The sequence below is a fragment of the Pseudomonas sp. GW822-FHT06B12 genome, assembly GCF_058799675.1.
Map to the genome: position 1 here is coordinate 102,237 of NZ_JBXALR010000007.1, position 24,729 is coordinate 126,965.

The window sequence follows — 24,729 nt, forward strand, 5'->3', positions numbered from 1 at the left end:
ATGGAGCGAACAGTGATCACCTCGTCAACAGTTGTAAATTCAGTGGTTCAAAAGCTTCGCGCCGCGTTGGCGCGTGGGCAGTGGCGCTCTGGCGATATGTTGCCGGGGCAACGCGAACTGGCTGAACAACTGGGCATCAGTCGGCCGAGCCTGCGTGAAGCGGTAATTGTGCTGGAGACCCTCGGCCTGGTGCGTTCCATGCCCGGCAAGGGCGTGGTGGTACTGGAAGCCAGCCTCGATGATGCGCCAACCACTGACAGTGGCGTGGCCGGCGCCAGCCTGGAGGATGTACTGCAACTGCGTTACACCCTCGAACCGTTCATTGTCGGGCTGGTTGCCCAATCCATCAGCAGCAAGGAAATCGGCCAACTGCGCCTGACGCTGATGGACATGCGCGAAGCCCTCGAAGCCAATGACAGCGAAGCCGGGATGAACGCCTACATCGACTTCCACGAAGAGCTGTTCACCCTGACCTCGAACCCGATCTTCCAGAACGTCGTGCAGCAAACCAGCAACGCGCTCAAACAGAGCGCCGAGATGCTGCGCAATTCGCCGGAGCATTTGGCCGAGCGCCTGGAAGAAAACGAAACCGTAGTGCGTGCGATCCGCAGCAAAAACAGCGCCCTGGCCAGCGCCGAAATGCGCCGGCACATCCTTCAGGAAGGGAAACGCATGGGCATTGAACTGAACATCCCGGACGACAATCTGGGCTAATAGCTGTAGTAGAAAAAACCCTATCGGCAACCGGACTGGAGACAGGCCATGAGTTCCTACGCCTTGAAGAATCCCGTTTTCTCGATTTCTGCCGCCCTGCCCCTGCGCCGCCAGAGCGAAAAGAAGCGTTGCGTCGACGACATCTATCCGCAGATTTTCGACGCCATTCTCGAACAACGCATTGCCCCGGCCAGCCGTTTCACCGAAGAAAGCCTTGGCCAGGCATTCGGTGTCAGCCGCAGTATCATCCGCGAGGTACTGGCGCGGTTGTCCCATCAGCAGGTGGTCATCCTGCGGCCCAATCATCGCCCGCAAGTCGCGGCCCCCGATGCCGAACAAACTCGCCAGATACTCCACGCCCGAAGGCTGACAGAAACCACCCTGGTGCGACTGGCCTGCCAACAACCAACTTCCCGGCACCTGCCGCAGTTACGCGAACTGATCGACCGCGAACGCCGCTGCATCGAACAAAACCAACGCGGGTCGGCGATTCGCCTGTCGGGTGAGTTCCATCTGCAACTCGCGCAAGTCGCCGGCAATGCACCGCTGGCCCAATTCCTCGGAAGCCTGGTGCCGCTGACTTCACTGGCTATCGCCTGCAACGAAGAACAGTCGTGCAGTCATTGTGCGTGGCAGGAGCATGCGGCGATTGTCGAGGCGGTGGAGCGCGGAGATGCCAAGGCTGCCGAAGGGTTGATGACCGAGCATCTGGATCATCTGGAACAGACACTGCTTATGCCGCGCCCTGGAGCTCCAGAGACAGAACATTAGGCAAGCTTGCATCCAGGGCATGAAGCAATGCCTGACCGACACCGGTTATGCCCAGCATCATCCCGAGATCGGGAATGCTGTCTTCACCGATGAAGCTCTCACTGAAGAAGTTATGCGCAGCCTCTGAAAACGCCTGCAAGACACGGGCGACACCGAGCCCGTTTGCGTCACGACGGTACAGATCCAACAAGCACACCAGGTTCCCGAAATCACCATGGCACAGGCTGTAACCGCTTCCCAGGCCATGACCCCAGATATTGTTTTCGCAGGTTCTGATATCAGCGTTGATCACCGTCCTCACATCATTGCTCAAGGCGTTTCCCAGCGCTTTGGTCAGCTGTAGTCGGGAGATCAAAATACCTGCGTCCCCGTGGCACCATTTATTCATATAACCCTGCTGGGAGGGATCACGCAGATCGAGCCAGAAGCCTTGGACGGTGAGACGATTTTCGGCCTCTAGTAACTGCGTGATCAACGCAATGAGCGACGGGTCCTGAGTGATCTCATACACCTTGGCAAGCGCATGGAGGACGCCGGACATGCCATGGGAGAACCCCGTCAGCAGCGGCGCTCGAGTGGCTGTGTGGACAAACGTTCCGTCTTCGTACGACAGGCAGGACTTGATGGTATCGGTGAGTGTTTCGATGAGGGGCAGTAGCGTCGCGCGCTTCTCCAGCAGATAGAGATTCGCTAGCATTGTCACCGTACCGCACCAGCCATTGAGGAAGTCGAACTCGTCATCCGCACGTGGGAAGTTGGCGAGTTTGGCGAGTAACTCGTCAATGGTCCGCTGGTGATTTCCTTGCCCTGTCACTCGCTGATAATTGACCAGGACGTAAACATAGGACGCCAGCCCGAAATAGGCGCTGACCGTCATGTCACTATCAAAATGCCCATGGGACCTGGCCATCGAACGCAGGATCTCATCAGCCTTGTCCCTGTAATGTTTCTGGCCACTGACCCGGAAGAGACTCAAGTAAAAAACCGCGAGCCCGCCCATGCCGTTGTACAGGCTGTTGCCCATCGCAGAGATGTATTTGCGCCGGGTCCGTGGATGAGTATTCAAGAACATCCACCCCACATCTCCCTCCTCACCTTTGATACGCAACTGCTCGATCATCCTTGCGATAATCACCGCACCGTCAAGGTACTGCGGCGTGGTCAGGCCCGGCGCACCGATAAACCGATGCTTGCGGTTCAAGGGCAAAGCATCATTGGAAACAGGAAACAGGCATTCTCGAAGTATGTACTTCTGAAAGGCCTTGTCGTCGGGCGACAGCGCCCTCAGCTTGCGCCGGCAACTGTCGAAGGGCGTTTCGATAGCCAGTAGCGTCAACTCCACGCCTGCGGCACCGACTATCTGGCTTGAACCGATCGGCATGGTAAAACAAGGAATGTTCGCCTTCTGAAGCTCATTCAGCTCATACCGCGGGAGATGATGGCCGGTGAGCGTCTCGTTCAATTCCGACCACAACGTCGCCAGCAACAACTCACGCTGAACCATGCACTGCATAAAGCGCGGATGAAGGGACAGCTCGATGAAATCGGCGTAGCGCTGAGTGTTTTTTATCAGTACGCGGGTTTTCAGCTGGCTGACATGCAGGGTAATCAGCTCCTGTACCGCTTCGCTATGCTTCGTTACCTCATCGTAGGCATCTTCGAACCCTTGAAAAAAAACATCCTGATATTCATCGACTGAACGCGGCTCCCCCTTGAAGAGCGGCAGGTGTCTGATCACGGGAGCTCTGTCGATCCTGAGCGGCTTCAACCGATAAAAACCTTGTTCACGAATCAGATGCTTTTTTTTCGAAATGAATGTTTTCTGCCGAGTCAGGCCGCTGGTGTCATTGTCGGCGTCTGGCGAATAAGCGACAAAACCGGTCGAGAAGACCGACTGGCTATTGCGCTTGAGGGTTTTGAACAATGCACTGGTGTGTGGAAGGTTGATTTTCAGATCAACCATGGCGGCCGTGAACAGACACTCCAGATCGATCATCACCGGACTGCTACCGCAGGCAATAATGTTTTCGTAGTGAAAGTCGATGCCGTTCAAGGCGTGAACGACCGCAATCTGTGCACCCATCCGCCGATAGAACAACGGCAGGTCGGCCTCTGTCTCGCAGGGCAGATTCTCGATTTTTTCGATCCAGCAACGCCCCACCCTGGATAGAGTTACCGGCGCGTAGACAGCAAAACAGTCATCGCCAGTGCGCTCATGAAGTAGCTTGAGCAGAGCGTTATAGAACAACGCCTCATGGTTGCTCCGAGGCTTGTAGACCAGTGATTTATGACCGACCTGTATTGAACAGACCGTTTCCCCATCGGCATGGGGATCACCCAACCCGAGATTAATCGCGTCAATCCGCTTGCAGGACAGCAAAAATGTTCGCTGAAGAAGGTCAGCATCGTCGGCAAAATGAAAAACGACCTTGTACAGATACGCTACCGTGCTCTTGATCTGCTCGATCAACAGACGGGTCAGAACCGGATACGACTTCAGAACCGTGCCTGTTAACCCGGTTTTCAATTGCTGATTGAAGGTCTCCAGATCCAGATCGGCCTCTTCGGATATCCGCGTGTTCAGCGCATGGACAAGAGACTTTTCCGATAAACGTTTGACGCCTGCAATGACGTAAGGCTTGACACTCGACAGCAAACTTTCAACGCTGGCGCAATTGCAAACTGCAAGGTATCGCCGATTTTCCTCAAAGCGCTTCTTGAAGTAACAGTAAAAACGATAATAAAACCAATAAAAATTTTCCTGATCGGCTTCTTCCGTCTGCCCACCCAGTGACAGCGACTCGATAATGCCAACTTCATGTTTCAAAGATACTATCACCGGTGATTCTTTGGACCACCCGGAAGATCTGTTTTTGCTTTCAATTCGCTGGACCAGATGCTGTCGATCCAGACCAAAATAATGCAGGAGGGCGTTATCATTTTTATGCAGTTGTTCAATAGCCTTGCGCAACAGGTCTACATCTATCGACGTGCCTGCTCCCGCGGCTTCACGTTCTTGAAACGTCAGTACATCAGCCAACATTTGATGACACCTATAACGAATATGGCGAGTCATCGACCCGCCATATATGACTACCTGCTTAGCAGCCGATAACGGTGCAGCCCAGAGTGCCGCACGACACGGTGGTCGCCATAACCTCTGCGCCTGCGACCTGGTTGTCGCCCGCTTTCACGTAGGCTTCAAATTCCGCGTCGAATTCACCCGACAGATCCATGATTTGCTCTTTCATATAACTCTCCAGACTAAACAAGTTGACGCCATCATCGGCGTCAAAAAACAGTATCACTTGCGTCGAATAATGGAACTTTAAAAGCCAAACCAAATGTAACTTACAACCCTCTCCGCCCCCTCAAGACAAACCAGAAACAGCCACCCATCGCGATCAAAACATGCAGTAAAAATTTAACCTCCCACAACAACAGGAAGAAACATTAATTCAGCGCTTCAACAAGAAACCTTCAGTCATCATTGCAACGACCATTAAGCAAAGAGCGCCCAATGTAACGGGCACTGCCCTTTCAGTCCGCGGCCACTCGTGCAAACCCCTCGCGGATCTTTTCTTCCGGCAATTCATCGGCGATAAACACGATCACGCTCTCGCGCGCTTCGTCTTCGGCCCACTCGGTGTCCCAGTCAAAACCATACAACTTCAGCACGCCCTGAAACACCATGCGCCGAGGTTCATCGACAATATTCAGAACACCTTTGTAGCGCAGCAGTTGCTTGCCGTGGTCTTCCAGCAGTTCGTTCATGAACTCGCTGAGCTTGTCGATATCCAGCGCTTTGTCGGTACGCAGCACCAGGCTGGAGATGCGGTCGATGGAAGGCGCCTTGCTCACCGGGCGCAGGCTTACACCGCCGCCGAGGTCGGCGTTGAGATTGAAGCCACGCACATCGAGCAACTCGGCCAGATCGATCTTGCCGTGTTCGACCACGCGGATCGGCGCGCGACGATTGATCCGGGTCAGACGTTCGCTCAGAGCGTTAAACGTCGCCTCGTCGACCAGATCGCGCTTGCTCACCAGCAAGCGGTCGGCAAAACCGATCTGCGCCTGAGCGATGGTCTGGGTCAGGTGCTGCTCGGCGTGAGCCGCATCGACCAGGGTGATGATGCCGTCGAGGATGTAGCGCTCGCGCAGCTCTTCATCGATAAAAAAGGTTTGCGCCACCGGCGCCGGATCGGCCAGGCCGGTGCATTCGATCACCAGACGGTCGAAGGCGATTTCACCGCTGTCCAGGCGCTCGAGTAACAGGTACAGGGCTTTGGTCAGGTCGGTGTGAATGGTGCAGCAGACGCAGCCGTTGGACAGCGTCATGACTTGCACCGGCTCATCGCCCAGTAGCTGGGTGTCGATGCCGGCGTCGCTGAATTCGTTTTCGATCACGGCAATTTTCAGGCCGTGCTCGGCTTTGAGCAGGTGGCGCAGCAACGTGGTTTTGCCGGCGCCGAGAAAGCCACTGAGGACTGTTACCGGAATGGGAGAGGGCAAAGGCAGTACTCCTGATGACTGAAGGAACACAAAACAAATGTGGGAGCGAGCCTGCTCGCGATGGCGGACTGTCAGTCAACACGAATGTTGAATACAAGACCGTCATCGCGAGCAGGCTCGCTCCCACAGGGATCGCGTTAACCCGGCAGCCGGGTCAACAGCACTTCGGCCCACCCTTGCCACCGTAACGAGCCTCCTGGCGTTCCCGAAAGAACGCCTCGTAGCTCATCACCGGTTTGTCCGGGTGTTGGGTTTGCATATGCTCGACGTAGGTGTCGTAGTCGGGCATGCCGACCATCAGGCGCGCGGCCTGACCGAGGTATTTACCGAGGCGACTCAGGTCATTGAACATAGTTGCAATCCTCGATTACGCGTCCGGAACAGCCTGGAATGGCGATTCTTTATCCGTGCGTTCCTTGCTGCCCCAGGCGGAAATGCCGACCTTGAGCGCATAGAACAGGATGCTGAAGACCACGAACAGAAACAGCGCCGTCAGTGTCGCGTTGGTGTAGGCGTTGTAGATCACGTGCTGCATCTGCGTGATGTCCTTGGCCGGTGCGAGGATCTGACCGTTGGCCAGGGCATCGCTGTATTTTTTCGCCAGCGACAGGAAGCCGATCGCCGGGTTGGCGTCGAACAGCTTGATGAAACCGGCGGTGGTGGTGCAGATCAGCAGCCATGCCGCTGGCAGCAAGGTCACCCAGATGTAGCGTTGGCGTTTCATTTTGATCAGCACAACGGTGCCAAGCATCAGCGCGATACCGGCCAGCATCTGGTTGGAGATACCGAACAGCGGCCACAAGGTGTTGATGCCACCCAGCGGGTCGATCACGCCCTGGTACAGCAGGTAACCCCACATCGCTACGCAACCACCGGTCGCGATCAGGTTCGCAGTCCAGGATTCCGTGCGCCTGAGCGCTGGCACAAAGGAGCCGAGCAAGTCCTGCAGCATGAAACGCCCGGCACGGGTGCCGGCGTCGACCGCGGTCAGGATGAACAGCGCTTCGAACAGGATCGCGAAGTGGTACCAGAACGCCATGGTGTTTTCACCCGGCAGAACACTGTGCAGGATCTGCGCGATACCGACCGCCAGGGTCGGCGCACCGCCGGCGCGAGCCAGGACGGTGGTTTCACCGATGTCCCTGGCCACCGCTTGCAGGGCTTCCGGGGTGATCGCAAAGCCCCAACTGCTGACGGTTTGCGCAACTTGCATCACATCACCGCCGACGATCGCCGCCGGGCTGTTCATCGCGAAGTACACGCCCGGTTCGATCACCGAAGCGGCAACCATCGCCATGATGGCCACGAAGGATTCCATCAGCATGCCGCCGTAACCGATGTAACGGGCATGACTTTCGCTGGCCAACAGCTTGGGCGTTGTCCCCGAAGCGATCAGCGCGTGGAAACCGGAGACCGCGCCACAGGCGATGGTGATGAACAGGAACGGGAACAGCCCGCCCTTCCACACCGGCCCGGTGCCATCGATGAACTGGGTCAGTGCCGGCATTTTCAGCTCGGGCATGGTGATCAGGATGCCGATCGCCAAAGCAACGATGGTGCCGATCTTGAGGAAGGTCGACAGGTAGTCGCGTGGCGCCAGGATCAGCCAGACCGGCAGTACCGCGGCAACGAAACCGTAGCCGATCAGCATCCAGGTGATCTGGATCCCGGTGAAGCTGAACGCCTTGGCCCAGACCGGATCAGCGGCAATCTGCCCACCGAGCCAGATCGAACCGAGCAACAGCAGCACACCGACGATGGAGATTTCACCGATGCGGCCCGGGCGGATGTAGCGCATGTACACGCCCATGAACATCGCGATCGGGATGGTCGCCATCACCGTGAAAATGCCCCACGGACTTTCGGCCAGGGCCTTGACCACGATCAGCGCCAGCACCGCGAGGATGATGATCATGATCAGGAAGCAGCCAAACAGCGCGATGGTCCCGGGGATACGGCCCATTTCTTCACGGACCATGTCGCCCAGGGAACGGCCATTGCGGCGGGTCGACATGAACAGGACCATGAAATCCTGAACGGCACCGGCCAGCACTACACCGGCGATCAGCCAGAGCGTACCGGGCAAATAGCCCATCTGCGCCGCCAGTACTGGGCCGACCAATGGCCCGGCGCCCGCGATGGCGGCGAAGTGGTGACCGAAAAGGATGTGTTTGTTGGTCGGCACATAGTCCAGACCATCGTTGTTGAGCACTGCGGGGGTAGCTCGCAGTGGATCGAGCTGCATCACATTGTTAGCGATGAACAGACTGTAGTAACGGTACGCAACCAGATATATGGCGACTGCCGCGACCACAATCCACAAGGCGTTGATCGCCTCGCCGCGGCGCAAGGCCACAACTCCCAAGGCGCATGCGCCTACGACTGCCAGCACCAGCCAAGGTAAGTGGCGTAGCAGGCTATTATTATTTTTCATTTTTGATTCCAGCCAGAGTGGACAAAAAAGACAGCCACCCCGAGTTTAGCGCTACTGGCGCCAAAGACCATACCCCGACATAGGTCTAGAGTCATACCGACAGTGGCAGCCTGTGCAGATGCGGGTCTATAGTCAGCGAACACCCAGAGGATTGCGCCATGAGGGACCACCCCGCCAATCGCCGCCGCTTCAAACGCATTGCATTCGATGCCAGAACCGAGCTCAGCCAAGGCGAGCATCGCTGGCCGGTGAAATTGCTCGACCTGTCACTCAAGGGCTTGTTGATCGAACGTCCCGAGCCGTGGCTTGGGGACAAGGAGAAGATGTTCTCGGTCGACATTCACTTGAGCAAGGACACCGAGATCCGCATGGACGTGCAACTGTCCCATGACAATAACCACCAGCTGGGCTTCGTCTGTCGGTACATAGGCCTGGAGTCCGTCAGCAGCCTGCGACGGCTGGTCGAACTCAATACGGGTGATCACGCCGAACTTGAACGGGAGCTGGGCGCGCTGATCGACCTCTGGCCGACCTCTGACCGACCTCTGACCGACCTCTGACCGCTCTCGTAGGAGCTGCCGCAGGCTGCGATCTTTTGATCTTCAGCGATTCGACTGATGCTACACATCAAAAGATCGCAGCCTGCGGCAGCTCCTACGAGGGCTGTGTTTATTCGATTAGGGCGTCCAGGGATTGTGCTTATTCAAATAGTGCGTCGAGTGCCTGTTCCAGTCGGGTCACCGCGATGATCCGCAAACCGGCAGGCGCTTCTTTCGGCGCATTGCCCTTGGGCACGATCGCGCGTTTGAAGCCGTGCTTGGCGGCTTCCTTCAAGCGTTCCTGACCACTTGGCACCGGCCGCACCTCACCGGACAAGCCGACCTCACCAAACACCAGCAGATCGTGAGGCAATGGCCGATTGCGCAGGCTGGACATCACGGCCGCCATCAACGCCAGGTCGGACGCCGTTTCCAGCACCTTGACCCCACCGACCACGTTGAGAAAGACGTCCTGGTCGTGGGTCGGAATACCGCCGTGGCGGTGCAACACCGCCAACAGCATGGCCAGACGATTCTGATCCAGGCCCAGGGTCACACGGCGCGGGTTGGCCAGGTGGCTGTCGTCCACCAGTGCCTGAACTTCCACCAGCATTGGTCGCGTGCCTTCCCACGTCGCCATCACCACGCTGCCCGGTACTTCTTCCTGCGCACGCGTGAGGAAAATCGCCGAAGGGTTTGAGACTTCCTTCAGGCCCTTGTCGGTCATACCGAACACGCCCAATTCATTGACGGCACCAAAACGGTTTTTCACCGCCCGCAGCAGACGCAAGCGTCCATCAGACTCGCCTTCGAAATACAGCACCGTATCGACCATGTGCTCCAGCACTCTTGGCCCAGCCAATGCACCTTCTTTAGTCACGTGGCCAACGAGGAAAATCGCCGTGCCGCTTTGTTTCGCATAACGCACCAGCAACGCCGCGCTTTCGCGAACCTGCGACACGCCGCCCGGCGCCGATTGCAGTTGCTCGGTGAAAATCGTCTGGATCGAGTCGATCACCATGACCTTGGGTTTTTCCACCCGGGCCGTGGCAATGATGGTTTCGATGCAGGTTTCGGTCATGACCCGCAGTTGATCTTGCGGCAAGCCCAGACGTCGAGCGCGCATGGCCACTTGCTGCTGGGATTCTTCCCCCGTGACGTAGAGCGCCGGCATGCGGGTCGCGAGGTTGCAGAGGGTTTGCAGGAGGATGGTCGACTTGCCGATACCCGGATCACCGCCGATCAGCACCACCGAGCCGTCGACCAGACCGCCACCGAGCACGCGGTCCAGCTCACCGGACGCGGTGGAGAAACGTGGAATCTCTTCGACGCTGACTTCGGCCAGCGTCTTGATCTGCGCCTGCTGCCCGGCCCAGCCAGTGCGACCGCTGGGGGCTGCGGCACCGCCACTTTCCACCAGGGTTTCGGTCAGGGTGTTCCAGGCCCCGCATTCACCGCATTGGCCGGCCCACTTGGGGAAGGTCGAGCCGCACTCGGTGCAGCCGTACATGCGCTTTGCCTTGGCCATCTGAACTCCCGGAAAAAACCGCGATGATAGCTCAGCTGGACACAATCAGCGCGGCGCCGCGGTACGGATTTCGCCCTCGGCCAGACGCGCGGCGCTGTTGCCCAACGGATCCTCGGCATTCAGGTCGGCGCCCTTGGCTGCCAACGCGTCGAGCAACTCGACTCGTTTGAACAGGCCCGCATACATCGCCGCTGTCTGGCCCACGCCATTACGTTGGTCCGGGCTGCAATCGGTCGCCAACAGACGTCGGGCGATTTGCACTTCGCCCTTGAAGATCGCCCCCATCAGCGCCGTGTTGCCACGCAGGTCCTGGGAACAGGCATTAGCCCCGGCGCCGAGCAAACGCTCTACCGCCGCAGACTGACCGTGGTAAGCCGCCAGGATCAAAGCGGTGTAACCCTTGCTGTCGCGAGTATCGAGGGAATAGCCCGCCTCGATGAACGTCTCGAGCATCGGCACGTCGCCGCGACGGGCGGCGTCGAAGTAGTAATCCTGCAATTGCGCCTTGAGCGCTACCGGATCCTTGGTGAGGTCGGCACCTGGCTCTGCGTAAACGCTGAACGCCAGGCTGGCCAGAAACAGGTAAAGATAGATTCGCATGGCACAGCTCCTGGGTTCTCGCACAACACTGAGTCGTGCGAGAACCGGTTGAGACAATGACGATCAGTCGACCAGTTTGTCCGCGAGCGTCTTGACGCGACTCAGATCCCCCTTGGCGACCTTGGTCACGCCAGTGCCGTATTCAGGGTCAGCCTTATAAAGGAAGGACAGAATGATGTGCTTGCTTTCGTCATCCGTGGTGGCCAGCGAGCCACCAAAACTTTCGATCAGGTCGCTGCGCTCCTTCTTGCTGAACGAGCGATACAGATCACCGGCCTGCTTGAAGTTTTGCTCGCGCTGGATCTTCGCCTGCTGGGTCGTACCCGACAGCGCCGACTGGCTGTAGCGTGCCGCTTGAGGTTCCTCACGCGACTCCAGACGACTCGGCTGATAGTTCACACCACCGCTGCTGTGACCGGCGTTCATCGCACCGTCCTGATTACCGTTGTTCACCGTTGTTTTTGGCGCATTGATCGGTAACTGCAACGCATTGGCGCCCAGGCGATACAGTTGCGTATCGGCATAAGAGAACACTCGACCTTGCAACAAACGATCTTCCGAAGGTTCGATTCCCGGAACTAGATTGGCCGGTGCCATGGCAACTTGTTCGGTTTCCTGAAAGACATTCGCAGGATTACGATTGAGCACCATTTGTCCAACTTTTCGCTCAGGGATACCCGGCCAGATCTTGGTAGCATCCAATGGATCGAAGTCAAACTTGTACACGTCTTGCGGTTTTAGAACCTGAATGTACAAATCCCACTTTGGAAAGTCGCCTTTATTAATATGAGCCACCAAGTCATTGGTCATATGACTGTAGTCTTGACCCTGAACGTTGGTAACGGCTTGCGGGTCGAGATTATTAATACCCTGCAAACTTTTCCAATGAAACTTTACATAACTGACTTCGCCTTTGGCATTCACCAATTTATAGGCGTGAACTCCATTACCGTCCATTTCCCGGTAACTCGCCGGCGTACCGGAGTTGGAATACAACTCGGTCAGGGTGCGAGTGGCTTCCGGGACATGGGAAAAGAAGTCGAACCGGCGTGAGTCATCATCCAGATTGGTGCGCGGATCCGGCTTGAAGGCGTGGACCATGTCCGGGAATTTGATCGCATCGCGGATGAAAAAGGTCGGGAAGTTATTGCCGACCAGGTCCCAATTACCGTCTGCAGTGTAGAACTTGGTGGCAAAGCCTCGTGGGTCGCGCAGGGTTTCCGGGGAGTGGTTGCCGTGTACCACCGCGGAAAAACGCACAAACACTGGCGTCGTCTGGCCAGCGGCAAAGACTTTGGCCTTGGTCAGGTCGCTGAGGTCATCAGTCACGGTGAAACTACCGTGAGCACCCGTACCGCGGGCGTGTACAACCCGCTCCGGGATGCGTTCGCGGTCGAAGCGCTGGAGCTTCTGGATCAGTTGCACGTCCTGCAATAGCACCGGGCCAGTGGCCCCTGCGGTCTGTGAGTTCTGGTTGTCGCCCACGGCAGCGCCGTTATCGCGGGTCAAGGTCGTCGCGTGAACGGAGAACGACAGCAGGCTGGCGGTCAAGACGCCGAGTTTACGGCGATGGGGAAAAGCCTCTCGGATAATGGCGGTGGTCATGTCAATTCCTCTGATTTTGTGTAGCGCATCCAGGTGCGCCGAACAGAGGCTAGTGACCAGGCAGTCAAAACATAAATAGAAAGAACGCAATGCGTCGATTGAGAGTTTTTTCTGGTCTATCAGTGGGTTGGTGCGTATTCACGCGCGATTGATGGCACTTTGTAAACTATTTGCCAGTAAGCGGGTCGATAGCTGCGAGCGCTGTAAGCAGTTGTGTCGAGCACGACCCGACTTGCTGATTTACACTGCGCTCACCAACCTCATCTGTAACAAGGAATAACCTATGGGCGTGATAAGTGAGTTCAAGGCCTTCGCGGTCAAAGGTAATGTGGTCGACATGGCCGTCGGTATTATCATCGGCGCCGCGTTCGGCAAGATCGTTTCGTCGTTTGTCGGTGACGTCGTCATGCCGCCAATCGGCCTGCTGATCGGCGGGGTGGACTTCGCGGACCTGGCGGTCACGCTGAAAGCGGCGCAGGGCACTGTCCCGGCCGTGGTGCTGGCCTACGGTAAATTCATCCAGAGCATTATCGACTTCCTGATCGTCGCGTTCGCGATCTTCATGGGCGTGAAAGCCATCAACCGCCTGAAGCGTGAAGAGGCTGTGGCGCCAAGCCTGCCACCGGTTCCGACCAAGGAAGAAGAGCTGCTGAGCGAGATTCGCGACCTGCTCAAAGCGCAGAACAACAAGCCCTGAAGGCTGTACTGCGATAAAAAAACGGCGCCTTGATCAGGCGCCGTTTTTCATTACCAGTAGTTCTCGACGGCCACCTGGCCAGGTCGACGACTCAGGCTCAGTTGCATGTCGCGCTCTTTCAGCAGATTGCGCGTGTCATCGATCATCTGCGGGTTGCCGCAGAGCATTACTCGCGAATGCTCGGCCGTTATGGCGACGCCAGCCACCCGCTCCAGTTCACCATTCTTGATTAACTGGGTGATGCGCCCGCTCAATGCGTGCAGATGCTGCTCGCGGGTAACAGTGGCGATGAATTGCAGTTTATGGTGGTGCTCCGCCAGATAGTCGCGCGCTGCCAACTCGGCAATCAGCGCCTGATAAGCCAGCTCACGCGCTTCGCGCACGCTATACACCAGAATGATTCGCTCGAATTTCTCCCAGACCTCGAAGTCCTGCAGGATCGACAGAAACGGCGCGATACCAGTCCCCGTGGACAACAACCAGAGATCACGCCCATCGACAAAGCGATCAAGGGTCAAAAAGCCGAAGGCCTGACGGTCGACCATCAAGGTATCGCCCACCTCCAGACGACTCAGCTCGCTGGTAAATTCGCCACCCGGTACGACGATGGAAAAGAACTCAAGAAACTCGTCATGGGGTGAAGAGACCATGGAATAGGCGCGCCATACCGTGCTGCCATCGGGTCTGGTGACCCCCAAACGGGCAAATTGCCCGGCACGAAAACGAAAACCGGGATCTCGCGTTGTACGCAAGGTGAACAAGTTGGGCGTCAACGGCTGGACATAGAGCAGGGTTTGACGGGTGAACTTCTCTGCGCTGGCGGTCATGGGGCGCTCCATAGGTCTGGTCGTTCCAGTGTCCCGCAAAGCTGCGCGAAGAAACACCGTCGGTTTGTAGTGGCATTAATGAATGGAAAACTATTAACCAAAACGTTAAACGCTCGGACCGTTGCCCGAATAAAAAAATTTAACACGCTATAAATGACAGTCAAACCCTCGCGCTTTCTACAGAGACTGCCACTCTAAGAACCGGTTATTCATTTAACGGGCCACTCAAGAACAAAAAGATCACTTCATGCGAGTAAGACTTATCCTACAATCGTGACGCGTAAGCTTTGGATCCAATCGGCGTCCACCAAGCAACATAAAGGAGAGGGTTCTATGGATATCTGGAAGGAGGCCCAGCTCAAACAGCTGATTTATGAGTCAAGCATTGAAAATGCTTACAAGATCGCACTCGATTTCTTTAACAACCTTGGTTACGAATACTGCTCGTTTTCGATGTCTTCTCATGCGACAAGCCATTGTTTTAATGACATAAACCTTAATAACTACTCACATGACTGGAACACGCACTATGAACAAAACAACTACTACACGATAGATCCAATAGTGGCGCATTGCTGCCAATCAATGCTGCCCATTCTCTGGGACAGAGACACCTTCGCCAAGGTCCCCGAGCTCTGGCGCGCGCTCGCGGAGCAAGGCTTGCAGTACGGTTGGTCACAGCCGGTACATGACGTTAACAACCACAGCAGCAGCATGCTCAGCGTGGCCCGAAGTCATTGTCGAATCAGCGCTTATGAACTCTATGAAAACCTCGGTTACGCGACGTTCATCAGCCATAAGCTGCACACCCTCGCCACACAAAAGCTGACCAGCAAGAATCCGGGGTGCGTGAGTGTGACTCATTTATCGCCACGAGAAACGGAGGTGCTGAAGTGGTCTGCGGAAGGCAAGACCGCCCTGGACATCGGGATCATCCTCAATCTCAGCCCGCGTACGGTGAATTTCCACATTGGCAGCGCGATCAGAAAACTGGGCGTCACCAACAAGATTTCTGCCGTCGTGCATGCAGCAAAGAGTCATTTGATCTGAACCTCAACCAATACCACGGCGTGTCAGCGCTGAACACGAAGGAAAACCAGCGAGTAATCCAGCGGAAAAAAACGTACCATTTACGTCCCTCTGAGTGATGACGCGAGAGACCTCGCGACGAATTCCGCTCAGGCGGTCCCGCCAGCATTCAATACGTGCAGAACCGCGGGACACCCGTTGATTATCCAGAGTCCCCGCCTCATGCCCCTGCTCGAAAGTCCCTTCGCCCAACTTGACCTGATCCGCCAACCCGAACAGCAGAACGAACCGCTGCAAGCTTTCGATGCGGCCGACGAGTATCTGCTTGATCATCTGGCCGAACAGCAGCCTAACGCCGCTACCCGGGTTCTGGTGCTCAATGACAGTTTTGGTGCGCTGGCGGCGAGCCTCGTCGGCAAGGTTCAGGTCACGAGCAGCAGCGACTCCTTCCTCGCGATCCAGGCCCTCGAAAAGAATCTGGTACGCAATGGCCTTCCCTTTGATGCGGTGTCGGTGCTGCCCGCCAGCGCGCCTCTGGTCGGTCCGTTCGATTGGGTACTGATCCGTGTTCCCAAGACCCTGGCGTTGCTGGAAGAGCAATTGATCCGCCTGCAAACGCAACTGGCACCCGGCGCACAAGTGGTTGCCGCGGCCATGGTCAAACACCTGCCACGGGCTGCCGGTGATCTGCTGGAGCGCTACATCGGCCCGGTGCAAGCTTCGCTTGCGGTCAAGAAAGCCCGCTTGCTGATTGCCGCACCCGACGCCAGACAACCCGCGCAGTCGCCCTACCCGACTCGCTACAAACTCGACGAGCCGGCAATCGAGCTACTCAACCACGCCAACGTGTTCTGTCGCGAAGGTCTGGACATCGGCACCCGGGCATTTCTCCCTCATCTTCCGAAAAACCTCGGCAACGCGCGGGTCGCCGATCTGGGTTGCGGCAACGGTGTGTTGGCAATCGCCAGTGCCCTGCAAAACCCGCAAGCCCATTACACGCTGGTGGACGAGTCGTTCATGGCCGTGCAGTCCGCTGCCGAGAACTGGCAGGCAGCCCTCGGTGAGCGCGATGTCATCGTGCGCGCGGGCGATGGTCTGGCCGGGCAGGAAGCGCAATCGCTGGACGTGGTGCTGTGCAATCCACCCTTCCATCAGCAACAGGTGGTCGGTGATTTCCTCGCCTGGCGGATGTTCCAGCAAGCTCGCGAAGCGCTGGTGGTGGGCGGCGCGCTGTACATCGTCGGCAACCGTCATCTGGGTTATCACAGCAAACTGGCGCGCCTGTTCCGAGGTGTCGAACAGGTTGCGGCAACGCCCAAATTCGTGATCCTCAAAGCCCGTAAATAACGGCCAACGCCCAGGCAAAAAAAACCCTCCAGCGGAGGGTTATAAATCCGTGCCGCAAAGCACGGGATGGGATGTTCGGGTCGATCAGTGAGTGGTCAGGCCTGCAGCATTCATGAACATGCGCATCAGGCTGGCCACGACAAACAGCGCCAGTACGCTGCCGGTCCAGATCATTGCCAACCAGCCAAGACGCTGCCAGAGCGGCTTCTTTTCAGCCTGCTCGATTTCCTGCAAAGAGTGTTTATCCGCCATTGCCCGGGTCCTCGGTCTGGGTTTGATGGCGCCTTTCAAGGCGCCATCGCGAGCAAGCTTTGCTCCTACTAGTGGTAACCGTCTTCGTGGGTCACCTTGCCGCGGAACACGTAGTAGCTCCAGAAGGTGTAGCCCAGAATGAACGGGATGATGAACAAGGTGCCAACCAGCATGAAGCCCTGGCTTTGCGGCGGTGCGGCGGCGTCCCAGATCGAGATCGACGGCGGTACGATGTTCGGCCACAGGCTGATACCCAGACCGCTGTAACCGAGGAAGATCAGCACCAGGGTCAACAGGAACGGCGTGTAGTGAGCGTTACGGGCCACAGCGCGCAGTAAACCGTACATCGTCACCAGCACCAGGATCGGCACCGGCAGGAACCAGAACAGGTTCGGCAGGGTGAACCAGCGCGCAGCAATCTCGGCATGCGCCAGCGGGGTCCAGATGCTGACGATACCGGTCACCGCCAACACCACGAACGCCAGCGGTCGCGCCAGGTTGTGCATCTGCTCCTGCAACTTGCCTTCGGTTTTCATGATCAGCCAAGTGCAGCCGAGCAGCGCATAAGCGACGATCAGCGCCACGCCACAGAACAGCGAGAACGGTGTCAGCCAGTCCAGCGTGCCGCCAGCGAACTGCCGATTGACCACCGGTATGCCGTCGATAAACGCCCCCAGTGCCACGCCCTGAAAGAACGTCGCCGTCAGCGAGCCGCCGATGAAGCACTTGTCCCAGATGTGCCGCTTGTCGTCCTTGGCCTTGAAGCGGAACTCGAAGGCCACACCGCGGAAGATCAAGCCGATCAGCATCAGAATCAGCGGCAAGTACAACGCCGACAGCACCACCGAATACGCCAGCGGGAAGGCGCCGAACAACGCCGCGCCACCCAATACCAGCCAGGTTTCGTTACCGTCCCAGACCGGGGCGACGGTGTTCATCATCACGTCGCGGTCACGGTCGCCCTTGATGAAGGGGAAGAGAATGCCGATCCCCAGGTCAAAGCCATCCATGACCACGTACATCATGATGCCGAAGATGATGATCACGGCCCAGATCAGCGGAAGATCAATACCCATGACTCAATTCCCCTTGTTCAGGCTGTGGTTGTGATCACCGTTATCGTCGGCCGCGGAAAGCGGACGGGCCGGCGTACGTTGCTGACCAGGGCCACCGTGGCTCGTCTCGGCACCTTCGTTGATTTTCGGCCCTTTGCGCACCAGGCGCATCATGTAGCCCAGACCGACACCAAACAGCGAGAAATAGACCACGACGAACAGCGCCAGCGTAATGCTCATCTGCAAGAAACTGTGCATGGATGAAGCGTCGGCAGTGCGCATCAGCCCGTACACCACCCACGGCTGACGCCCGATTTCAGTGGTGAACCAACCGGCGAGTATCGCGATCAGGCCCGATGGCCCCATCCACAAGGCCAGGTAGAGGAACGCACGGTTCGAATACAGCCTGTCACGCTTGCGCAGCCACAGGCTCCACAGCCCGGTGAAGATCATCAGGAAGCCCAGCCCGACCATGATCCGGAACGACCAGAACACGATGGTCGAATTCGGCCGGTCTTCAGGGGCGAACTCCTTGAGCGCCGGAACCTGTTTGTCCAGCGAGTGAGTCAGGATCAGGCTGCCCAGGTAGGGAATCTCTACCGCGAATCTGGTCTTCTCGGCTTTCATGTCCGGCCAGCCGAACAGGATCAGCGGGGTTGGTTCATTGCCGACGTTTTCCCAGTGACCTTCGATCGCGGCGATTTTTGCCGGCTGATGCTCGAGCGTGTTGAGGCCGTGGAAGTCACCGATCACCGCCTGAATCGGCGCAACGATCAGGGCCATCCACATGGCCATCGACAGCATGGTGCGAATCGCCGGGTTATCACGGCCCCGCAACAGGTGCCAGGCGGCCGACGAGCCGACAAAGAATGCAGTGGCCACAAAGGCTGCCGTGGCCATGTGCATCAAGCGGTACGGGAACGACGGGTTGAAAATCACCGCCAGCCAGTCCACCGGAATCACCTGGCCGTTAACGATTTCGTAGCCCTGCGGGGTTTGCATCCAGCTGTTGGAGGCAAGAATCCAGAAGGTCGAGATCAGCGTGCCGATGGCCACCATGACGGTGGCGAAAAAGTGCAGCTTGCGCCCGACCTTGTTCCAGCCGAACAACATGACGCCGAGGAAACCGGCTTCGAGGAAGAATGCCGTGAGCACTTCATAGGTCAGCAACGGTCCGGTGACGGAACCGGCAAAATCCGAAAAGCGGCTCCAGTTGGTGCCAAACTGATAGGCCATGACCAATCCGGAGACCACGCCCATGCCGAAGTTGACGGCAAAGATCTTCGACCAGAAGTGGTACAGATCACGGTAGGTATCGTTGTGGGTCTTCAGCCACAAGCCTTCGAGCACCGCCAGGTAACTCGCCAGGCCGATGGTGATGGCCGGGAACAGGATGTGGAATGAGATGGTGAACGCGAACTGAATTCGGGCGAGATCAAGTGCCTCCAAACCGAACATAAGTCTTCCTCTGTCTGGTAATACGGCTGCTGGCTGGAAGCCTGCACCCACCGCCCCCACGGTTATGGAGTGTGGCGAATTCAAATTCGTTGTTTTTTACAACCATCGCAACGCAGGGAGTCTGGCCATCTGGCCGTCAGAGCAAATCCACCAAGGGTTTTGATCTGGATCAAGTAACGATGAAAGAGTAGTCCCATTTTCGCCGCCGGACTGTGTGGTCTTTTGCCGCGTGACAGGTTGCCTCAGCCCCTCCGTAGGAGCTGGCGAAGCCTGCGATCTTTTCAATCAGGCTATGGGAGCTGCCGACAAGCGAAGATCAAAAGATCGCAGCCTGCGGCAGCTCCTACCCTCCGACCTGCGCACCTTTAGTTACAACTTGGTGATAATCTCGGTTTTTCCTCGTTCAGACCTGCCCGCCGATGCCGACCCAAGCCCCGCTGTTGTTACGCCATCACCGGCCGTTCATTGCGTTCTGGCTGGCGCGGGTATTCACCGCCAGCGGTTTCCAGATGCTCACCGTGGCGATCGGCTGGAACCTCTACCAACTGACCGGCAATGTGCTGGACCTGGGGCTGGTCGGGCTGGTGGAGTTCGCGCCACGAGTGTTGTTCATGCTCCACACCGGGCATGTGGCGGACCGCTATGACCGGCGCAAGGTCGCGGCCATCTGCCAATCGTTGCAGGCGATGATCGCCCTCGCCCTGGCCATCGGCAGTGCTACCGAGCATGTCACCCGCGAGATGATCTTCATCCTCGCGTTCCTGCTCGGCGCCGCCCGCTCGTTCGAAATGCCGACCACCCAGGCGTTGCTGCCGACCATCGTCCCCAGTGCTCTGTTTCCGCGCGCGGTGGCGGCATCCCAGTCGGCGCAGCAATCGGCAACCATTGTCGCGCCAGCGTTGGGCGGTTTGCTGTATGCCTTCGGCAGCGTCTGGGTGTATGGCCCGACGGTGATTCTGTACCTCATCGCCTGCACCCTGATGCTCAACCTGCCCGCGCGGCAAACCCCGCTGAACAAGGGCAAGGCGACCCTCGATTCGTTGCTCGCCGGGATTCGCTTCATTCGCAGTCGCCCGGACATTCTCGGGGCGATCTCACTGGACCTGTTCGCGGTCTTGCTCGGTGGTGCCACCGCGCTGCTGCCGGTATTTGCCAGGGACATCCTGCTGACAGGTCCCTGGGGGCTGGGTCTGCTGCGCTCGGCGCCAGCGGTCGGGGCCTTGTTGATGTCGTTATGGCTGGCGCGATTTGCCGTGGAGCGCAACGTCGGACGCGTCATGTTCACGGCCGTCGGGGTGTTCGGCGTCGCGACCATCGCCTTCGGCCTGTCGACCTCGTTCTGGTTCTCGCTGGCGGTGCTGGTGGTGCTCGGCGCGGCAGACATGATCAGCATGGTGATCCGCGCGTCCTTCGTGCAACTGGAAACCCCGGACGAAATGCGCGGCCGGGTCAGCGCGGTGAACGGTTTGTTCATCGGCGCCTCGAACCAGTTGGGCGAGTTCGAGTCCGGCCTCACCGCCCACTGGTTCGGCACCGTACCGGCGGTGGTCATGGGCGGGATCGGTACGCTGCTGGTCACCGGGACCTGGATCAAACTGTTCCCGACCCTGGCCCAGCGCGACCGCATGCATGTACCGGTGGATGAGCCGAAAGCCTCAGCGGTATCCGCTACACCAGCAACTCCCCCGCCACCGCAGCCCTGACGGCCTTGCCACACAGTCGTTCAACCAGCATCAACGCAAACGCCAGGGCAGCGCTCGAACCTTGGGCGGTGATGCAGTTGCCGTCGACGACCACAGGTTGATCGACGAATGTGCAGCCGAGCAAATGATGGCTGGCCGCGGGAAGACAGGTCATGCGCCGCTGACGCAATACGCCAAAGTCTTGCAGCGCCAGCGCCGGTGACTCGGCGATAGCGGCAAACAGGCGCCCGGCGGCGGATTGATCCTTGACCAGCTGTAACAAGGGTTGATGAGCTGCCAGGCGCTGAGCGCCGACGGCACCGCCGGGTAGAACGACCAGATCGAACGGTTGCGCCAGCACATCGACCAGCATCGCGTCGGCGGTCAGTCGGGTGCCACGGGCGCAGGTGAGCATGCGCCGCGATTCGATGCTCGCCACCACCACTTCGACTTTCGCACGGCGTAACACGTCGATCAGTGTCACGCCTTGCAGGTCGTCGATACCTTCGGCAAGGGTAATCAGGGCTCTAAAGGTCATGGTCTGCGTCCACAGGGTGATCTTTAAAGCGTAGTCAGCTTTGCTGACAGATGTTCGAGCGGTGCTGTTACCCAATAAACGCTACTTGATGTACAGCTGCGTCGACATCGTATTGCCGGGAGCATTGATCGAGGTATTGCTGAAGGTGAACGTACCTTCCTGCTTACCCGCCAGATCAAAGACGTAGAGATTGCCGACGATCTTGCTGGCCATGCCGGAGCATTCCGTCAGATTGCCGTTGCCATAGGCGCAGACAGGGGTCCGTACGCCATCGACTTCAAATCCGTCCAGCGTTGCATTCGCCAGGCGGCCGTAGCCGATCTCCAGCACATAGATCTTGATGTTCGGTCCTGCGTGATCGCACTGCGTCTTCTCCTGCCCTGGCGCAATATTTTCAATGCCGCAGGACGTCGACTGGACCTTGAGGACCTTGACTTCACTCAACGGTGGTGCGGACGCCGCCATTGCGCTTTGCGCGCCGACCAACAAGGTGCCAAACAGGCCAAATGCCAGAATCATCCTGCTCTTTATAGAAGACATATTCCCTCCTGAAACCAGCGCGCAGTATGCCCCACTCCCCCAGACGACAAAACATCGGCGACGATCGCAGCCATAGCCGCACGCTGCTGGTATGATGCGCGGCTTTTTCCGACCGACAGAAAATACTCAGGCGCCTGGCACGGCCTGTGCTTTGCTGTTGAAGTCGATACATTCACGGCGCCGGGCGCGCCACGGGGAGCAGACATGCTGGAAAGGCTGTTTCAACTCAAGGCACACAACACTAACGTGCGTACCGAGATTCTTGCCGGTATCACGACCTTTTTGGCCATGGCCTACATTCTGTTCGTCAACCCGAGCATCCTCGGCGAGACCGGCATGGACAAGGGCGCGGTGTTTGTCGCAACGTGCCTGGCTGCGGCCATCGGCTCGACGACCATGGGCCTGATCGCCAACTACCCGATCGCGCTGGCACCGGGCATGGGCCTGAATGCCTTCTTCACCTACACCGTGGTTCTGCACATGGGCCACACCTGGCAAGTGGCGCTGGGTGCGGTGTTCATCTCGGCGGTCATGTTTTTCCTGTTGTCGATCTTTCGCATCCGCGAATGGATCATCAACAGCATCCCGCTGGCGTTGCGCTCAGCGATTGCCGCCGGTATCGGCCTGTTCCTGGCGCTGATCGCCCTGCACAACGCCGGTATCGTGGTCAGCAACCCGGCGACCATGGTTGGCCTCGGCGACCTGAAACAACCGGCACCGATCCTCGCGACTCTGGGTTTTGCACTGATCGTTGCCCTTGAAGCCCTGAAAGTGCGCGGTGCGGTACTGATCGGCATCCTGGCCGTGACCATCGTTTCCATCGCCCTGGGCTTCACACCGTTCGGCGGCGTGATGGCGATGCCACCTTCGCTGGCGCCGACCTTCCTGCAACTGGACATCAAGGGCGCGTTGGACATCGGTCTGGTCAGCGTGATTTTCGCTTTCCTGTTCGTCGATCTGTTCGACAACTCCGGCACCCTGATCGGCGTCGCCAAGCGCGCCGGCCTGATGGGCAAGGACGGCCACATGCCAAAAATGGGTCGTGCGCTGATCGCCGACAGCACCGCGGCCATGGCCGGTTCCCTGCTGGGCACTTCGACCACCACCAGTTACATCGAATCGGCGGCGGGCGTCAGCGCCGGCGGTCGTACCGGTCTGACGGCTGTAGTCGTGGCGATCCTGTTCCTGCTGGCGCTGTTCTTCGCACCGCTGGCCAGCAGCGTACCGGCGTTCGCCACCGCACCCGCCCTGCTGTTCGTCGCGGTACTGATGACCTCGGGCCTGGCGGAAATAGACTGGGACGACATCACTGTCGCCGCGCCTGTGGTGGTTACCGCGCTGGCCATGCCGTTCACTTACTCCATCGCCAACGGTATCGCGTTCGGTTTCATTTCCTGGACCGCGATCAAGTTGCTGTCCGGCCGTGGCCGTGAACTGAACTCGGCGTTGGTGATTCTGTCGATTCTGTTCGTGATCAAGTTGGGTTGGTTCAACGCATGACTTTCGATTCCCAGGCTTACACTGCTCAGCTCGAAGAAAAGGCCACGCGCTTGCGTGACCTGCTGGCGCCGTTCGATGCACCTGAACCTGCGGTGTTCGACTCGCCATTGAAGAACTTTCGCCTGCGCGCCGAATTCCGTCTGTGGCGCGAAGCCGGCGAGCGTCACTACGCGATGTTCTCCCAGGAAGACAAACGCACGCCGATCCTGATCGAAGAATTCCCGATCGCCAGCCTGCGCATCAACCAGTTGATGCCGCAGCTCAAGGCCGCCTGGCAAGCCAGCGCCGCCTTGAGCCACAAGCTGTTTCAGGTGGAGTTCCTGACCACCCTGGCCGGCGATGCGATGATCACCTTGTGTTATCACCGTCCGCTGGACGAGCACTGGCACACGGCGGCTTCAAAACTGGCCGCGGACCTGAATGTCAGCGTGATCGGTCGTTCCAAGGGCAAACGCGAAGTGATCGGCCATGATTATGTGGTCGAGAAACTTGAAGTCGGTGGTCGCACCTTCAGCTATCGCCAACCTGAAGGCGCGTTCACTCAGCCGAACGGCACGGTGAACCAGAAGATGCTCAACTGGGCGTACGACGCCCTGGGTGATCGTTCCGACGATTTGCTGGAGCTGTATTGCGGCAACGGTAACTTCACCCTGCCGCTGGCGACCCGCGTGCGCAAAGTGCTGGCTACCGAAATCAGCAAGACCTCGGTGAATGCGGCGCTGAGCAACCTCAGTGAAAACGCTGTGGATAACGTCACTCTGGTGCGGTTGTCTGCCGAAGAGCTGACCGAAGCGTTGAATGAAGTTCGCCCGTTCCGCCGTTTGCACGGCATTGATCTGAAGAGCTACGAGTTCGGTAGCGTATTCGTCGACCCGCCGCGCGCCGGCATGGACCCGGACACGTGCGAGCTGACCCGACGCTTCGAGAACATTCTGTACATCTCGTGCAACCCGGAGACGCTGGCGGCCAACATCGCCCAATTGCACGACACCCACCGCATCACCCGCTGCGCGATGTTCGATCAGTTCCCGTGGACGCACCACATGGAATCCGGGGTCTTGCTGACCCGGCGTTGATTGCACACGTTCAATACAAAACAGC

23 protein-coding genes are annotated in these 24,729 nt (G+C 58.1%); 9 read left to right on the forward strand and 14 right to left on the reverse strand.

Features of this window, described 5'->3' with window-relative positions; all coding sequences use genetic code 11:
- Window positions 1-12 precede the first annotated feature (12 nt).
- A complete protein-coding gene (locus tag AC1RKH_RS17290) occupies window positions 13-714 on the forward strand; it encodes a FadR/GntR family transcriptional regulator (RefSeq protein WP_123423574.1) in 702 nt (233 codons plus the stop codon).
- A 48-nt stretch (window positions 715-762) separates the two neighbouring features.
- Window positions 763-1,485 carry a GntR family transcriptional regulator gene (locus AC1RKH_RS17295; protein ID WP_493064466.1) on the forward strand — a complete coding sequence of 241 codons (723 nt, stop codon included), beginning with the start codon at window positions 763-765 and terminating at the stop codon, window positions 1,483-1,485.
- On the opposite strand, the gene lanM is transcribed toward AC1RKH_RS17295, so the two are convergent.
- From lanM to AC1RKH_RS17320, 5 genes are all read right to left on the reverse strand, one after another.
- Window positions 1,448-4,528 (reverse strand): type 2 lanthipeptide synthetase LanM, encoded by a 3,081-nt coding sequence (lanM, locus tag AC1RKH_RS17300; RefSeq protein WP_493064467.1) that lies wholly within the window; start codon window positions 4,526-4,528, stop codon window positions 1,448-1,450. The two genes, AC1RKH_RS17295 and lanM, sit on opposite strands and share 38 nt — an antisense overlap.
- A gap of 58 nt (window positions 4,529-4,586) precedes the next feature.
- Complete coding sequence (locus AC1RKH_RS17305; protein WP_493064468.1) at window positions 4,587-4,736, reverse strand: hypothetical protein; 150 nt, start codon at window positions 4,734-4,736, stop codon at window positions 4,587-4,589.
- A 289-nt stretch (window positions 4,737-5,025) separates the two neighbouring features.
- On the reverse strand, window positions 5,026-5,997 hold the full coding sequence (gene yjiA / locus AC1RKH_RS17310) for a GTPase (RefSeq protein WP_493064469.1): 972 nt from the start codon (window positions 5,995-5,997) through the stop codon (window positions 5,026-5,028).
- Window positions 5,998-6,151: 154 nt separating this feature from the next.
- The gene (locus tag AC1RKH_RS17315) at window positions 6,152-6,349 is read right to left on the reverse strand and encodes a YbdD/YjiX family protein (protein WP_493138698.1); all 198 of its coding nucleotides are present in this window, start codon (window positions 6,347-6,349) and stop codon (window positions 6,152-6,154) included.
- Between the two features lie 15 nt (window positions 6,350-6,364).
- On the reverse strand, window positions 6,365-8,431 hold the full coding sequence (locus AC1RKH_RS17320; RefSeq protein WP_493184047.1) for a carbon starvation CstA family protein: 2,067 nt from the start codon (window positions 8,429-8,431) through the stop codon (window positions 6,365-6,367).
- Between the two features lie 158 nt (window positions 8,432-8,589).
- Here AC1RKH_RS17320 and AC1RKH_RS17325 point away from each other — a divergent pair, with 158 nt between their 5' ends.
- Complete coding sequence (locus tag AC1RKH_RS17325) at window positions 8,590-8,991, forward strand: PilZ domain-containing protein (protein ID WP_493063617.1); 402 nt, start codon at window positions 8,590-8,592, stop codon at window positions 8,989-8,991.
- Between the two features lie 139 nt (window positions 8,992-9,130).
- On the opposite strand, the gene radA is transcribed toward AC1RKH_RS17325, so the two are convergent.
- From radA to katB, 3 genes are all read right to left on the reverse strand, one after another.
- On the reverse strand, window positions 9,131-10,498 hold the full coding sequence (radA, locus tag AC1RKH_RS17330) for a DNA repair protein RadA (protein WP_019691594.1): 1,368 nt from the start codon (window positions 10,496-10,498) through the stop codon (window positions 9,131-9,133).
- A 45-nt stretch (window positions 10,499-10,543) separates the two neighbouring features.
- Window positions 10,544-11,098 carry an ankyrin repeat domain-containing protein gene (locus tag AC1RKH_RS17335; RefSeq protein WP_493063616.1) on the reverse strand — a complete coding sequence of 185 codons (555 nt, stop codon included), beginning with the start codon at window positions 11,096-11,098 and terminating at the stop codon, window positions 10,544-10,546.
- A 63-nt stretch (window positions 11,099-11,161) separates the two neighbouring features.
- On the reverse strand, window positions 11,162-12,703 hold the full coding sequence (gene katB / locus AC1RKH_RS17340; RefSeq protein ID WP_493063615.1) for a catalase KatB: 1,542 nt from the start codon (window positions 12,701-12,703) through the stop codon (window positions 11,162-11,164).
- A 283-nt stretch (window positions 12,704-12,986) separates the two neighbouring features.
- Here katB and mscL point away from each other — a divergent pair, with 283 nt between their 5' ends.
- Window positions 12,987-13,400: a large-conductance mechanosensitive channel protein MscL gene (mscL, locus tag AC1RKH_RS17345; RefSeq protein ID WP_216743452.1), complete on the forward strand. Its 414-nt coding sequence runs from the start codon at window positions 12,987-12,989 to the stop codon at window positions 13,398-13,400.
- Window positions 13,401-13,450: 50 nt separating this feature from the next.
- Here the strand turns inward: mscL and AC1RKH_RS17350 are convergent, their stop codons facing one another.
- Window positions 13,451-14,227 (reverse strand): ferredoxin--NADP reductase, encoded by a 777-nt coding sequence (locus AC1RKH_RS17350; RefSeq protein WP_493063614.1) that lies wholly within the window; start codon window positions 14,225-14,227, stop codon window positions 13,451-13,453.
- 333 nt (window positions 14,228-14,560) lie between these two features.
- On the opposite strand from AC1RKH_RS17350, the gene AC1RKH_RS17355 reads away from it, so the two are divergent.
- Window positions 14,561-15,277, forward strand: coding sequence for an autoinducer binding domain-containing protein (locus AC1RKH_RS17355; RefSeq protein ID WP_493063613.1), 717 nt, complete (start codon window positions 14,561-14,563; stop codon window positions 15,275-15,277).
- 201 nt (window positions 15,278-15,478) lie between these two features.
- Complete coding sequence (locus AC1RKH_RS17360; protein WP_493063612.1) at window positions 15,479-16,603, forward strand: methyltransferase; 1,125 nt, start codon at window positions 15,479-15,481, stop codon at window positions 16,601-16,603.
- A gap of 84 nt (window positions 16,604-16,687) precedes the next feature.
- Here AC1RKH_RS17360 and AC1RKH_RS17365 read toward each other — a convergent pair whose 3' ends face one another.
- The 3 genes from AC1RKH_RS17365 to AC1RKH_RS17375 all read right to left on the reverse strand — a co-directional run bounded on the left by AC1RKH_RS17365 (window position 16,688) and on the right by AC1RKH_RS17375 (window position 19,368).
- Window positions 16,688-16,855, reverse strand: coding sequence for a DUF2474 domain-containing protein (locus tag AC1RKH_RS17365; RefSeq protein WP_123583190.1), 168 nt, complete (start codon window positions 16,853-16,855; stop codon window positions 16,688-16,690).
- Between the two features lie 68 nt (window positions 16,856-16,923).
- A complete protein-coding gene (cydB, locus tag AC1RKH_RS17370) occupies window positions 16,924-17,931 on the reverse strand; it encodes a cytochrome d ubiquinol oxidase subunit II (RefSeq protein ID WP_123423562.1) in 1,008 nt (335 codons plus the stop codon).
- Window positions 17,932-17,934: 3 nt separating this feature from the next.
- Complete coding sequence (locus tag AC1RKH_RS17375; protein ID WP_493063611.1) at window positions 17,935-19,368, reverse strand: cytochrome ubiquinol oxidase subunit I; 1,434 nt, start codon at window positions 19,366-19,368, stop codon at window positions 17,935-17,937.
- 419 nt (window positions 19,369-19,787) lie between these two features.
- Between AC1RKH_RS17375 and AC1RKH_RS17380 the strand changes: the two genes are divergently transcribed.
- Window positions 19,788-21,071 carry an MFS transporter gene (locus tag AC1RKH_RS17380; protein ID WP_493063610.1) on the forward strand — a complete coding sequence of 428 codons (1,284 nt, stop codon included), beginning with the start codon at window positions 19,788-19,790 and terminating at the stop codon, window positions 21,069-21,071.
- Here the strand turns inward: AC1RKH_RS17380 and AC1RKH_RS17385 are convergent.
- Together AC1RKH_RS17385 and AC1RKH_RS17390 are read right to left on the reverse strand one after the other, a co-directional pair.
- A complete protein-coding gene (locus AC1RKH_RS17385; RefSeq protein WP_401122495.1) occupies window positions 21,037-21,588 on the reverse strand; it encodes a DJ-1 family glyoxalase III in 552 nt (183 codons plus the stop codon). The two genes, AC1RKH_RS17380 and AC1RKH_RS17385, sit on opposite strands and share 35 nt — an antisense overlap.
- 81 nt (window positions 21,589-21,669) lie before the next feature.
- Entirely contained in the window at window positions 21,670-22,128 is a 459-nt protein-coding gene (locus tag AC1RKH_RS17390; protein ID WP_493063609.1) for a DUF4879 domain-containing protein, read from the reverse strand.
- Between the two features lie 204 nt (window positions 22,129-22,332).
- On the opposite strand from AC1RKH_RS17390, the gene AC1RKH_RS17395 reads away from it, so the two are divergent.
- Together AC1RKH_RS17395 and trmA are read left to right on the forward strand one after the other, a co-directional pair.
- A complete protein-coding gene (locus AC1RKH_RS17395; protein WP_123423557.1) occupies window positions 22,333-23,628 on the forward strand; it encodes an NCS2 family permease in 1,296 nt (431 codons plus the stop codon).
- Complete coding sequence (gene trmA, locus AC1RKH_RS17400; RefSeq protein WP_493063608.1) at window positions 23,625-24,704, forward strand: tRNA (uridine(54)-C5)-methyltransferase TrmA; 1,080 nt, start codon at window positions 23,625-23,627, stop codon at window positions 24,702-24,704. Before AC1RKH_RS17395 ends, trmA begins: the two co-directional genes overlap by 4 nt.
- The last annotated feature ends 25 nt before the right edge of the window (window positions 24,705-24,729 follow it).